Raw genomic sequence first — 13,861 nt, forward strand, 5'->3', positions numbered from 1 at the left:
CTTGACGGCGTCGAACCGATACGGAGCGCGCCATGCCGCACGAACATGATCACCCCCACGGCTCTTCCCCGCACGGCCAGGAGCGAGCGCCTACCACGGATCACGGAGATCACGGCCATGAAGGCTGTGACCATTGCCACGGCCACCATCATCACCCTGCGCCCGAAGCTGACGTCCAGACGGTCAAGGATCCTGTCTGCGGCATGACGGTCGATCCGGCGACCGCCAAATACCGAACAGAACACGGCGGGAAGCCCTACTACTTCTGCTCGGAAGGTTGCCTCAAGAAATTTACGGCCGATCCCCAGCGTTATCTCGCCCCGGTCTCAGCCAAAGCACACGATGATGCACCGAAGGGTACGATCTATACCTGCCCGATGCACCCGGAGATCCGTCAGATTGGCCCCGGAACCTGCCCCATTTGCGGCATGGCGCTGGAGCCTGAAGTCGCCTCCGCCAACGATGAGCCAAACCCCGAACTGATCGACATGACCCGTCGGTTCAAGATCGGATTAGCCATCGCCGTTCCCGTTGTGATCTTGGAAATGGGCGGGCATTTTCTCGGCCTCGACATGCTCATCGGTCCGCGCCTTTCGGCCAGCCTGCAGTTTCTGCTGGCAACGCCGGTGGTTCTATGGGCCGGTTGGCCGTTCTTCGTGCGCGGCTGGAAATCGGTGGTCACCGGCGCGCTCAACATGTTCACGCTGATCGCCATGGGCACCGGCGTCGCCTGGGTCTACAGCGTCATCGCCACCTTCGCGCCAAGCCTGTTCCCGGCGGCGTTTCGGACGGCGGATGGCACCGTCGCCGTCTATTTCGAAGCCGCGGCCGTCATCACGGTGTTGGTGCTGCTCGGACAGGTTCTCGAACTCAGGGCTCGCGAACGGACGTCCGGTGCGATCAAGGCGCTGCTCAACCTTGCGCCGGCGACGGCTCGCCGGCTTGCCGCCGATGGCGGCGAGGTGGAGATCGAACTCGCCGAAATCAAAGTCGGTGACCGGCTGCGCGTTCGGCCCGGCGACAAGGTGCCGCTCGATGGCGAGGTGCTGGAGGGCCGCTCCAACGTCGACGAGTCGATGATCACCGGCGAGCCTCTGCCGGTAGCCAAGACAACCGGCGCCACGGTGATCGGCGGCACACTCAACGGTCAAGGCAGCTTCGTCATGCGGGCCGATCGGGTCGGCGCCGACACGATGCTGGCGCAAATCGTCGACACCGTGGCAAAGGCGCAGCGCTCCCGCGCACCGATCCAGCGACTGGCCGATCAGGTCTCCGCCTGGTTCGTGCCGGCGGTTCTGGTTGCCGCTATCCTCGCCTTTACCGCCTGGGCGCTCTTCGGCCCATCGCCGTCCCTCTCCTACGGGCTCGTCGCCGCCGTCAGCGTGCTGATCATCGCCTGCCCTTGCGCGCTCGGCCTTGCAACACCGATGTCCATCATGGTTGGCGTGGGACGTGGGGCAAGTCAGGGTGTGCTCATTCGCGACGCGGAGGCCTTGGAACGCATGGAGAAGGTCGACGTGCTCGTCGTCGACAAGACGGGAACACTCACTGAGGGCAAGCCGAAGGTGACAGCGATCAAGACGCTGTCAGGTACCGACGAAGGCGAATTGCTAATCCTGGCCGCCAGCCTGGAGCGTGCGAGCGAGCACCCGCTAGCCGCTGCCATCGTGGCAGCAGCCGAAGAACGCGGGCTGCATCTCAAATCGGCCGACGATTTCGATGCTCCCTCGGGCAAAGGCGTCATCGGCACGGTGGATGGCCGGCGCGTCCTGCTCGGCAACCGGCGGCTCCTGGAGGAATCGGGGATTGAAGTTGCCGATGCCGAGTCCATTGCCGCCACGCTCCGAAACGAAGGGGCGACGGCGATTCTCGTCGCCATTGACGGCCATCCCGCCGGGGTCATCGCCATCGCCGACCCGGTAAAGGCTTCGACGCAGGAAGCGCTCCGCGCCTTGCAAGCTGACGGCATCCGCATCGTCATGCTGACTGGCGACAACCGCGCCACCGCTGAGGCCGTCGCTCGCCGCCTGGGCATCGATGAGGTGAAGGCGGAGGTTCTACCGGCCGAAAAGGGCGATGTGGTCGCGGCCTTGCGCCGGGGTGGCAAGATCGTCGCCATGGCCGGTGACGGTGTCAACGATGCGCCGGCGCTTGCCGCCGCCGACGTCGGCATTGCCATGGGCACCGGTACGGACGTCGCCATCGAAAGCGCCGGCGTAACGCTGCTGCGCGGCGATCTCGGCGGCATCGTCGAGGCGCGACGGCTGAGCCGAGCCACCATGCGCAACATTCGCCAGAACCTGATGCTGGCCTTTGTCTACAACATCGCCGGCATTCCGATCGCCGCCGGGGTGCTCTATCCGGCCTTCGGATGGATGCTGTCACCGGTGGTCGCCGCCGCGGCCATGGCACTTTCTTCGGTCAGCGTCATCGCCAACGCGTTGCGGCTGCGCCAGACGGCGCCCTGAACAATGCGAACAAAAAAGGGGCGGGATTATCCCGCCCCAAGTTCATCGGTTATTCCATCAATTACTTGATGGCGCCCGACTTCTTGTGGATCTCGATGAACGTGGCGACGTTGTCCTTGGTCACCAGCGGGCAGTCGATGTCGGTGTCGATCTGAGTGATCTTGCCGGTCAGCAGGTCGTGGGCAACGCTGATGTTCTTGGCAGCGAGGTCATAGGCGTTCTGCAGCGCCGTGGACGTCATCTTGCCGGACTGGATCAGCAGCATCGCTTCGGCCGTGCCGTCGACGCCGTAGGCGAGGATCTTGGCGAACTTCGGATCGTCCTTGACAACTTCCAGAGCGCCGGCAGCCATGTTATCGTTCATGGACACGATGGCGTCGATCTTGTCGTTGGCCTGCACCCAGTCTTCCATGTAGCGCATGGCTTCTTCTTTGTTCCAATGCGCGATCTGCTCGCCGACGATCTTGACGTCAGTGCGCTTGTCGAAGAATTCCTTCTGCCAAGCATCACGGCGCATATCGGCGTGCATGTTGCCCGACGGGCCGTTCAGCACGACAACATTGGCGCCCTGCGGGATCTGCTTCAGGGCCAGACGGGCATTCACAGCGGCCTGCTCATAGGGATCGGCGTCGACCGACGACGAGCCGGGGATGTTCTTGATGCGGGCATTGGTCGTGATGACCTTGACGCCATCCTTGACGGCCTGCTCGACATAAGGACGCTGAGCTTCGCCGTTGTTCGGCTGCACGATGATCAGGTCGTACTTGTTGGCGACGGCGTTCTCGATGAACGCGTTCTCCTTGGCGTCGTCGGCCTGGGAGTCCATCACGTCGACCGTCATGTCCGGGTACTTCTTGACCTCGTCCATGATGCCGTTGGCCAGCCAGGCGGCAAAGGAGTCGGCCTGGGCACGGGCGATGAACGCGATCTTGTAGTTCTGAGCCTGAGCAACCGTCGTCGCAGCCAGACAAAGAGCGGCCACAGCGGTGACGGTGCGGATCGATTTCATAAACTTCATTTCTATCTCCTCCAAGATATCTACCAAAGGGGTCAAGTATCGATCGATAAGAGCCCCGCGTTTCCTCCAAAGCGAACGTCCTAAGCTTTAGCCTCCTTTCGCTCATTCGGGATTTTGGCAGCACCAAGGGTCTTCCTGGTGCGATTGACCTTGGCCCACATGTCGTATCCGACAGCCAGAGCGATGATGGCGCCCTTGATGACTTGCTGCAGATACGAGTCCACGCCAGCCAAATTCATGATGTTGTTGAGGAAGCCGACGATGAACGCACCGGCAAGGGTCCCACCGGCCGTTCCGAGGCCGCCGGAGAAGCTGGTACCGCCGATGATCGCGGCCGTGAGCGCCTCGAACTCGTAGCCTTGGCCCGAATTGGGGGCGCCGACATTGGTACGGGCCATCAAGATGATGCCAGCAAGGCCGACGAAGATGCCGTTGATGAGATAGGCGCCGACCTTGATCCGACCGATGTTGATGCCGGAGGCCCGGGCCGCTTCTTCGTTACCACCCACCGCGTAGAGCGAGCGACCGAAGCTGGTATGGCCAAGAATGTACCAAGTCAGAACGCCGATAACGACCATGAATATGACGGGGATCGGAATAATCCCAATACTTCCCTGTCCGAACCAAACATAATCGCCAATCTGGTAGATGTTCTGGCCCTTGGTGAAGAGCAAGGCGATACCTCTGGCCACCGTCATCATCGCCAGAGTTGCGATGAACGCCGGAATACTGAAGCGCCGGACGAGGATGCCGTTGACGAAGTTGCAGAGCAGACCGACGATCAGACCGACAGCGAAGGCAAGGGACAGCGAACCCGTTTCCTTGAAGACGTAGACCGAGAAAACACCCGCCAGGGCCAGAACCGAGCCGCAGGAAAGGTCCAGGAGGCCGCCGATGATCAGGATCGTTTCACCAAAGGCCAGAATCGTCGTGACGGAAATCTGAACCGAGATGTTCGATATATTTCTTGCGGATAGAAAATTCGGGCTCAGTAGATTGCAGACGATGATCATAGCGATAAGAACCAAATAAATGGAATATCGCGACTTGATGGTCTGCCACTTCTCCCTGGTCATCAGGTTGTTCATTTTCCGCCCCTTTACATCTCGTCATCTAGCCAGCGATCAGACCGCTTTTCTGGTCATGTTCATCGCGTAACGCATGATTGCTTCTTGAGAGAACTCGGCTCTTTCGAGTTCGCCGGTTATCCCACCCTCGGCCATCACGTACATGCGGTCACACATGCCGATCAGCTCGGGCAACTCAGAGGACACCATGATGATCGACTTGCCCTCTTTCACGAGGTTGGTCATCAGCCTGTAGATCTCGAATTTCGCACCGACATCGATACCGCGCGTCGGTTCATCGAGAATAAGGATGTCCGGATCTTGCAGCATCCACTTGGACAGGACGACCTTCTGCTGGTTACCGCCGCTCAGAGTGCTGACCTGCACATCGATGGATGCCATCTTCACGTTGATCTTCTTGCAGATCTCTTCGACCCGGCTTCTCTCCTTGGCCGCGTTCAGGCGTCCCTTCTGGAAGAACTGGTCCATCGAGGCCAACGTCACGTTTTCCTTGACGTCTCGGATCGGAACGATGCCGTAGCGCCGGCGGTCTTCGGAGAGCATCACCACGCCATTCTTGATGCTGTCCTGGACGTTGCGGATCCTGACGGGGGCGCCGTGAACCTTGACCGAGCCGCCGAAACGCTCGTCGAGACCGAACAGCGCTCGCATCACTTCCGTCCGCCCTGCCCCAACGAGACCGGCAAAACCAAGGATCTCACCCTTCCTGAGGTTGAAAGAGACATTGCTGAATCCGGTCGGTCCGCTGAAATTCTCAACCTCCAGGACGACCTCGCCGACAGGAACCTCTTCCTTGGGATATCCCTGGCCCAGCGCGCGACCGACCATCAGGGCGATCACCGAGTCGATGTCGAACTGATCCTTGGGCCGCGTCTCAATCACCTTGCCGTCGCGCAGGATGGAGATTTCGTCGGCAATGCGGAAGATTTCGTCCATCTTGTGCGAGATGTAGACGATGCCTTTGCCACGGGCGCGAAGGTCGGCGATCTTCTCGAAGAGAACTTCAATTTCCTTGTTGGTGATCGATGACGTCGGCTCATCCATGATGATGATGTCAGCGTCACGCGAAATCGCCTTGAGGATTTCCAGCATCTGCAAGTTGGAGATCGACAGATCCTTGAGCTTGGTTTCCGGATCGTAGGCGAGGTTCTCCTGCTTCAGTAGCTGGAGCGTCTTTTGCCGGATGGTTTTCCAATCGATCTGCCCGAACTTCTTCTTCGGCCAGCGTCCGACGAACAGGCTCTCCTCGATTGTCATCTCAGGCGTGTAGTTGAGTTCCTGAAAGATCATCGAAATGCCGAGTTCGCCGGCACGGATCGGAGAGTTGATCTCGACTTTTTCGCCCTTGATCAGGGTCTCGCCACCATCGGGCTGATAGATCCCGTTGATGATTTTCATCAGGGTCGATTTGCCGGCGCCGTTTTCGCCGCACAGCACGTGAACCGAACCTTCCTTCACAGAAAAGCAGACGTCCTCGAGCGCTTTCACGCCCGGAAACGACTTGCTTATATTTCTGACTTCGAGAAGATTTTTCTGCATCGAACGGGTCCTTGATCGGCCGGATAGCAATTGCGGGATCGACTTGGCGTGCTCGTCAGTTGACGCCATGAACCTCGGCGAGCTTGGCCCGGTAGAGGCCGAAGGCATCGTCGTAGGCCGACTTGCGATCGGCGGCCGGTTTCGTTGTCTTGTCGGTATCGAGGGTGACGCAGCGATCAGCGATCGCGGCGATGTTCTCGCCGGCGCCCGTCGAGCGGCCGTAAGCCCAGATCGCCTGGATCGCCGCGCCGAGGCAGCCGGCTTCGTCGCCGGTGGGCACCACAATCTCGGCACCGGTCATGTCAGCGACCATCTGGCGCCAAGGCTTGCTGCGGGCGCCGCCGCCGATCATGAACACGCGCTCGGCAGCCTTGTTGCCACGGATGCGATGGAGGCCGGCGAGTACGCCGAAGGTAACGCCCTCGACCATGGCACGCATCAGGTTCTCCGCCGTCATGTTGACGGCCGACAGGCCGAGAATGGTGCCCCGCGCCGTCGGCAGATCGGGAGTCCGCTCGCCATTCAGGAAGGGCAGCATGGTGATGCCGCCCGCCCCCGGCGCAGTCGCATCGAGCGCTTCGGAGATGAAGCCGACATCCCGCCCGAGGAGGTGGGCTCCGCCGGAGGTGACGTTGGTGGCGTTCATAGTGCAGACGAGTGGCAGCCAGCCACCGGTCGACGAACAGAAGGGCGCCACGGCGCCGCTCGGATCGAGTACCGGCGTATCGGAATAGGAGAAGACGGTCGCCGACGTGCCGAGGCTGATGGTCACCACGCCCTCGCGCACGTTTCCGGTGCCGATGGCGCCCATCATGTTGTCACCACCGCCGGCCGCCACCAGGCAGTTGGTGGTGAGGCCCAGCGCTTCGGCCGCAGCCGGCGTCAGCTTTCCGACGATGGCGTCCGGCGCGACGAGGTCCGGCAGAGCGGCCGCGAGATGGCCGGCGCCGCGATCGATGACCGACAGGGCCTCAGGTGCCCAGGCCCGCTTGCGGACATCGAAGAAGCCCGTTCCCGAAGCATCGCCATATTCGGCAACGAAACGGCCGGTCAGCCAGTGGTTCAGATAGTCGTGCGGCAGCAGGATATGAGCGATGCGGGCGAAGTTGTCGGGCTCGCGGTCGGCGAGGAAGGCCAGCTTGGAAATGGTGTAGCCGGTGAGCGGGATGATGCCGAGCTTCTTGAACCAGGCGCTCGGCCCGCCGAGAGCGGCGACGACCCGCTCATTGTCGGGTGCCGTCTCGGTGTCGCACCAGAGCTTGGCGGGGCGGATCACTGCGCCGGCCTTGTCGAGTACGGCGAGGCCGTGCTGCTGACCGGAGACGCCGAGGCAACGGATCGCATCGGCGGGCACGGCCGCTTCGCCGAGCGCCATGCGCACGGCGGCGATCATGGCATCTACCCAGATTGACGGATGCTGCTCGCGGGCGCCGCTATCGCGCTCGATCAAGGTGTGGGAAGCGTGACCGCGGCCGCGCACCCGTCCGTTCTCATCGATGACGAGCGCCTTGGTCCCCTGCGTTCCGCAGTCGACTCCAATGAACATTATCCTGTCCTCCCCTTGCCCATCGTCTGGCTGGCCCGCGACAGTCCGATCGGCGGGCTTCCTCTGCCCGAACCCCGATTGGCTCATCTCTCTTTGCGGACCTAAGGCCCTCCAAGGCCACTAGCGGGCCTCGTACTCAAAGCCATTCAACTTGCCGGATCGTTTGGTCAGCCCCTCCCCCGAACGGTCGACCTTCCCTTCTTCCATCGGGGGCGCCCTGAGGCGCGGCAACTTCAAACGATTAAGATTCCTCCCGTAACGAACGGGCGAGACCATGGTCTTGAACCGAGACGCGGAACGCTCGTTGGCGTTGGCCTTACGGACCGAGACTTGCATTCGTCATGCATGCCTCTCGCCGGGTAGCGTCCCGCGTCGGTCTTGCGATCAGAACGTGATCTGGACCTTGACGTCCGAGGGGTTCTGCTGGGCAGCCCGTTCGAAGGCTTCGATGGACTTGTCGAACGGATAGGTGGCCGAGATCAGCGGCTTGAGGTCGATCTTGCCCGAACCGAGCAGCGCCAGCGTGCGATCCCAGACGTTGGCGTAGCGGAAGATGCCGGTCAGGCTGATTTCCTTGACCTCTAGTGCCACCACGTCGAGCGGCACCCGATCCTGCGGCATGCCGACCAGAACCACCCGGCCGCCCTGCGTCACCACGTCCAGCATGTCGTCGAACGCCTTGGGGCTACCGCTCGCCTCGAAGAACAGGTCCGCACCCTTGCCGGCGGTGCGCGCCGCCACGACGTCGGCGAGCTTCTGTTTGGTGAGATCGACGGCGATAACGCCGGGCACCTTGGCGATGATATCGAGCTTGGCCTTGGCGACGTCGCTGACGATCACCTCCGAGCAGCCCGAAGCCAGCGCGGCGAAGGCCACCATCATGCCGATGGTGCCGGCACCGGCCACCACGGCAATATCACCGGGACGGATGGCGCCCTTGGCGGCGGCATAGACGCCGATCGCCAGCGGCTCGACCATGGCGCCTTCGGCAAACGACACGCTGTCAGGCAGCTTGTAGGTCAGCGCCGCAGGATGCACCACCTCCGGCGTCAGGCAGCCGTGGATCGGCGGCGTCGCCCAGAAGCGCACGGCCGGATCGAGGTTGTAGTGGCCTTCCAGGGTCTGGCGCGAACCGAAGTCGGGAATGCCCGGCTCCATGCAGACGCGGTCGCCAACCTTGATGTGGGAAACCTTGGCGCCCACCGCCGTCACGACGCCCGAGGCTTCGTGGCCGAGCACCATCGGCTCGTTGACGATAAAGTCGCCGATGCGGCCGTGCTTCAGATAGTGGACATCGCTGCCGCAAATGCCGACCGCCTTGATGGCGACCCGAACCTCGTCGGCCGCGGGCGTCAGCGTACCGGGAACCTCGATATCGCGAAGACGAATGTCTCCAATGCCCTCGAGGACGACGGCTTTCACTTTCATAGCTTTTCCTCCCGAGCTGCGGACTTCCATTCTCAGATGGGCTTGCACGGCTCTTGATGGGGGAGAGTATGAGCGCCGAAAGCTAATCCCGCTAAGCCAATTCAACAAATCTATGTGCATTATTTTACATTTTGGAGCCTGGATGAGTTCCAATCCCCGCCCAAAGATTGTGGATGACCCAGAGCACCACCTCAAAGAGCCGAGTCCTTTCCGCCGTTTTAGACCCTCCGCACGTCCCACGACCTCACACCTTTTGCTTCGCTGAGAAGCCCACGATCCAGCCGAAAAGTGAGCTGTCAGTCGATCAATCCGGTCGACCGGCTTCGTTCGTCGCACCTTGCCGACCCCCGGCGTGACGTTGCGGGGAACCATTCCTGTCGCGGCAGGTTTCACAAACACCAGACTGAGTCCCTACGGCCCATCCCGCTGAGCTTTCTCACCAAATGGCATTTCAATTTCGAAGACGATCGGGCGGGCGCGATGATCGCCATAGGCGGTTGCGCCATCCCACCGCGCATCCAAACCATGCGCCGACACCGGCTGAACCGGCGCTTGACCGTCCTTTTGGCGGCCTAACCAAGGAAGGCTTGGGTAGCTCTCCTTTCATCATCGCCCAGGAGATTCTCTGAATGCGTAAAGTATTGCCTGGCTCGGCTTTTCCCCTGGGCGTGACGGTCGATGACAAAGGCGCCAATTTTGCTCTTTTCTCCGACAATGCGAACGGCGTCACCCTCTGCCTGTTCGATCGGTCCGGCGTGACCGAACGGGAACGCATTCCTCTGAGAGAATGCACCAACGGCGTCTGGCATTGCTACCTGCCCGGCGTCGGACGAGGTCAGGTTTACGGCTGGCGTGTTCATGGGCCGTGGGCGCCGGAAGCCGGCCACCGGTTCAATCCCAACAAACTGCTGCTCGACCCTTACGCCCGCCAACTGGTTGGCGATATCCGCTGGAACGATACGCTCTACGGTTATGAGATCGGGGCCGGCGACGATGCCGACCTCGTCATGAACGAGCGCGACAACGCCGCCTTCATGCCGAAGGCGCGGGTCGTTGCCGGCACGCCGATGGCCACCACCCAACACCCGCATGTGTCCTGGGCAAAGACGGTGATCTACGAAGGCCATGTACGCGGCCTGACCATGCTCCACCCGTTCGTGCCAAACACGATCCGCGGAACCTTTACGGCGCTGGGGCAGCCGGAGTTCGTCGAGTATCTGGTTCAGCTCGGCATCACCTCGCTCGAGCTTCTGCCGGTGCAGTCCTTCCTGCAGGACCGCCACCTCGTGGACAACGGGCTCTCGAACTACTGGGGCTACAATACTCTCGGCTTTTTCGCCCCCGAGCCGCGTTATCTCGGCGAAAGCGGCCTGGAGTCCATCGGCGAGGCCGTCGACCTGCTACATCAGGCCGGCATCGAGATCATCCTTGACGTTGTCTACAACCATACCTGCGAAGGCAACCATCTGGGGCCGACCTTATCCTTCAAGGGCATAGACAACGCATCTTATTATCGCCTCCTGCCGGACGATCGCCGCTACTATGACAACCTTACCGGCACCGGCAACGCGCTCAACACCGACCATCCGCGCGTGCTGCAGATGATCCTGGACAGCTTGCGCCTGTGGGCTTCGGTCTACGGCATCGATGGCTTCCGTTTCGATCTCGCCACGACGCTGGGCCGGCGCCTCACCGGCTTCGATCCCGGTCATGCCTTCTTCAACGCCATCCTCCAGGATCCGCTGCTGGGCGGCCTGAAGTTGATCGCCGAACCTTGGGACATCGGGCCGGGCGGCTACCAGCTCGGGTCCTTTCCGCCAGGCTTCTCGGAGTGGAACGGCGATTACCGCGATAAGGTTCGCGGCTTCTGGTGCGGCGAGGAAGGCCTGCTGCCGAGCTTTGCCACCCGCGTCGCCGCCTCACAGGACATCTTTGCCGAGGGGCGGCGCCGGCCATGGTCGAGTGTCAACTTCATTACCGCGCACGACGGTTTCACCCTGCATGACCTCGTCAGCTACAACCACAAGCACAACGAGGCCAACGGGGAGGACAACAAGGACGGCCACGACGACAACAAGAGCTGGAATTGCGGCGCCGAGGGCGAGACCGACGACGAAGCCATCAACGCCCTGCGTCGGCGGCAGAAGCGTAACCTGCTGACCACGCTGTTCCTGAGCCAGGGCGTACCGATGGTGCTGGCCGGCGATGAATGTTCCAACACTCAAGGCGGCAATAACAACGCCTATTGCCAGGACAATGAGATCGGCTGGGTCAACTGGTCGAATGACGATCCGGACCTGCCCAGATTCGTGGCGCGGCTCGCCGACCTCCGAAAGAACCACTCCGCCCTGTCACGGCCGGAATTCCTGACCGGCGCCCGCAACGAGATGGGGCAGCCCGACGTCGTCTGGTTCAACAACCACGGCGAGCGGATGCGAGAGGAAGACTGGGAGAATCCCCACTCCAGATGCCTCACCCTGCGCCTCGCTCCAGTTCTGGAAACCGAAGCGCCCCTGCTGATCATGCTGAATGCCTCGCATGTCGCCGTCGAGTTCCAGATCCCGCCGGGGCAGCCGGGAGACTGGGAAGTAGTGCTGGCGACAGATGATGGCTTTGAAGATGCCCGGCTGGGCGGCGACACCTCTTTCACCATGCCAGCCCGAACGGTCGTTCTTGCCGAGTGGCGGGAACAAAGCGCGGCCAGCTCCGTTGCGGAAGGAACTCAACCGGCGGACGCCGTGGATCACGGTTGAGCGCTAGCGCAGTTGAGCCCGCTCAGACCAACTTCGGCGCAACCCGCTTCGCCACTTTCTTATGGAGGCCAGCCTTGGCAACTCGTACCGTCCGCCGCGAACAGGAAATGAAGTTCGGCACCCAGATGACCCCGAACGGAGTGCGGTTCCGCCTCTGGGCGCCACTGGTGCCGTCCGTCGAACTGGAAGTCGACGGATGGTCGCTGCCCATGAAGCAGGATGTTCGCGGCTGGTATGAGGTCGAAGTTCCCGGCGTCAACCATGGCAGCCGCTATGTGTTCTGCCTGCCGGACGGCAAGAAGGTGCCGGACCCCGCCTCACGCTATCAGCCGGAAGATGTCGACGGCCCCAGCGAGGTGATCGACCCGCTCGCCTTCGAGTGGACAGATCTGGGCTGGCGCGGCCGCCCCTGGGAGGAATGCGTCTTCTATGAGGTTCATATCGGTACGTTCACACCGGAAGGCACTTTCCGAGCGGCGGCGGAAAAGCTCGGGCATCTCGCCGAATTGGGTATCACCGCCTTGCAGATCATGCCGCTCGCCGACTTCGCGGGCCGGTGGAACTGGGGCTACGACGGCGTCTCGCTGTTTGCACCCGACTCGTCCTATGGCCATCCTGAGGACCTGAAAGCGCTGGTCAATCGCGCCCATGAGCTCGGCATGATGGTGATGCTGGACGTCGTCTACAATCACTTCGGGCCGAAAGGCAACTACATCCCCCTCTATGCGCCGATCCTCAACGACAAGGATACGCCTTGGGGACCGGGCCTCAACGTCGACGGTGACAACGCTGCCGTCGTGCGGGATCTGGTACTGACGAACGCCCGGTTCTGGATCAACGAGTACCGCTTCGACGGCCTGCGCTTCGATGCGCTGCACGCCATCGAAGACAGCGGTCCCAAGCACCTGATCCAGGACTTGGCCGAACAGACCCGCGCCGCCAGCGACGGCCGGCACATCCATCTCATCGCCGAGAACTCTCACAATCAGGCAAGCTGGCTGAGGCGGCGCGATGACGGTACCCCCTGGCTCTATACCGCTCAATGGAACGACGACCTGCATCATAGCCTGCATGCGTTGGTGACCGGCGAGGACCAGTGGTATTACCAGCCTTACGCCAAGCGTATCGATCTCGTGGCCAAGGCCTTCGCGGAGGGCTTTGCCTTCCAGGGCGAGTATCTGGCGCGGGAAAATCGCATGCACGGCGAGCCGAGCGCTTTCCTGCCGCCCACCGCCTTCGTTTCCTTCATCCAGAACCACGACCACGCCGGCAACCGGCCGGCCGGCGAACGCCTCGGGCAACTGATGCCACGCGAGGCGGCGCGGATGCTGGCTGCGCTCTACCTGCTGTCACCGCAGATCCCGATGCTGTTCATGGGCGAGGAATGGGGGGCTTCGACGCCCTTCTGCTTCTTTTCCGACATCAAGGAATTAGGCGAGGTGATCCGCAAGAGCCGGCTCGAAGAACTCAAGGATTTTCCAGAGGCGTCCAAAGCCAGGCACATCGATCCCATGAGCGAGGAGGCTTTCCGCATTTGCAAGCTCAATTGGGATGAACGCTCCTCCCTCGCCTCTGCGGAGATGCTGGACCTTTATGGGGACCTTCTGAAACTGAGGGCTTCGGTTCTGACGCCCCGCCTCGTTGGTATGGAAGGACACAGCGGGGCTTCGGACGTTCTCGGCGCCGAGGCGTTTCAGGTGCGCTGGACGCTTGGCGACGGCTCCACCCTCAACCTCGCAGCGAACCTCGGCGCGACGCCTCAAAAGGGTGAATGGCGCGATCTCGCTCCCTTGTGGTGTGAGGGCTCGTTCACGGAGGATGCCCTGGGGTCTTACACGGCGCTGTTCTGGCTGAGCTGACGTCGAGGCGCCGACCACAAGCGAGACTGATCAAGATCAGCGGATTTGGCGCAATTTTCAGAACTGAAAACACGAATTATTCCAGCTTCTACGGGAGAAACAGAGGTTAGGTCTACAAAACCGGCGACCGGCCGTGGCCCGCCGATGGAATGCTTGAAGCAA

Annotated in this window: 8 protein-coding genes; 3 read left to right on the forward strand and 5 right to left on the reverse strand. The window is 61.7% G+C overall.

Translation table 11 applies throughout. The features are described 5' to 3' along the window. Nucleotides 1–32: 32 nt before the first annotated feature. Nucleotides 33–2,468: a heavy metal translocating P-type ATPase gene (locus G522_RS25175; protein WP_084632659.1), complete on the forward strand. Its 2,436-nt coding sequence runs from the start codon at nt 33–35 to the stop codon at nt 2,466–2,468. A gap of 61 nt (nt 2,469–2,529) precedes the next feature. On the opposite strand, the gene G522_RS0102285 is transcribed toward G522_RS25175, so the two are convergent. The 5 genes from G522_RS0102285 to G522_RS0102310 all read right to left on the reverse strand — a co-directional run bounded on the left by G522_RS0102285 (nt 2,530) and on the right by G522_RS0102310 (nt 9,081). Further along, nucleotides 2,530–3,486, reverse strand: a complete 957-nt coding sequence (locus G522_RS0102285) for a sugar ABC transporter substrate-binding protein (protein WP_210162872.1) — start codon at nt 3,484–3,486, stop codon at nt 2,530–2,532. Between the two features lie 80 nt (nt 3,487–3,566). Further along, nucleotides 3,567–4,574, reverse strand: coding sequence for an ABC transporter permease (locus G522_RS0102290; protein ID WP_026789668.1), 1,008 nt, complete (start codon nt 4,572–4,574; stop codon nt 3,567–3,569). Between the two features lie 36 nt (nt 4,575–4,610). Then, nucleotides 4,611–6,113 carry a sugar ABC transporter ATP-binding protein gene (locus G522_RS0102295; protein WP_026789669.1) on the reverse strand — a complete coding sequence of 501 codons (1,503 nt, stop codon included), beginning with the start codon at nt 6,111–6,113 and terminating at the stop codon, nt 4,611–4,613. 55 nt (nt 6,114–6,168) lie between these two features. Continuing rightward, the gene (gene xylB / locus G522_RS0102300) at nt 6,169–7,659 is read right to left on the reverse strand and encodes a xylulokinase (RefSeq protein WP_026789670.1); all 1,491 of its coding nucleotides are present in this window, start codon (nt 7,657–7,659) and stop codon (nt 6,169–6,171) included. 384 nt (nt 7,660–8,043) lie between these two features. Then, complete coding sequence (locus tag G522_RS0102310) at nt 8,044–9,081, reverse strand: NAD(P)-dependent alcohol dehydrogenase (protein WP_026789672.1); 1,038 nt, start codon at nt 9,079–9,081, stop codon at nt 8,044–8,046. 635 nt (nt 9,082–9,716) lie between these two features. Between G522_RS0102310 and glgX the strand changes: the two genes are divergently transcribed. Continuing rightward, on the forward strand, nt 9,717–11,840 hold the full coding sequence (gene glgX / locus G522_RS25180) for a glycogen debranching protein GlgX (protein WP_051228112.1): 2,124 nt from the start codon (nt 9,717–9,719) through the stop codon (nt 11,838–11,840). 74 nt (nt 11,841–11,914) lie between these two features. Further along, nucleotides 11,915–13,699, forward strand: coding sequence for a malto-oligosyltrehalose trehalohydrolase (treZ, locus tag G522_RS25185; protein WP_156886793.1), 1,785 nt, complete (start codon nt 11,915–11,917; stop codon nt 13,697–13,699). Nucleotides 13,700–13,861 lie beyond the last annotated feature (162 nt).

This window comes from Pleomorphomonas oryzae DSM 16300 (assembly GCF_000422965.1).
In the GTDB taxonomy this organism is placed as follows: Bacteria; Pseudomonadota; Alphaproteobacteria; order Rhizobiales; family Pleomorphomonadaceae; genus Pleomorphomonas; species Pleomorphomonas oryzae.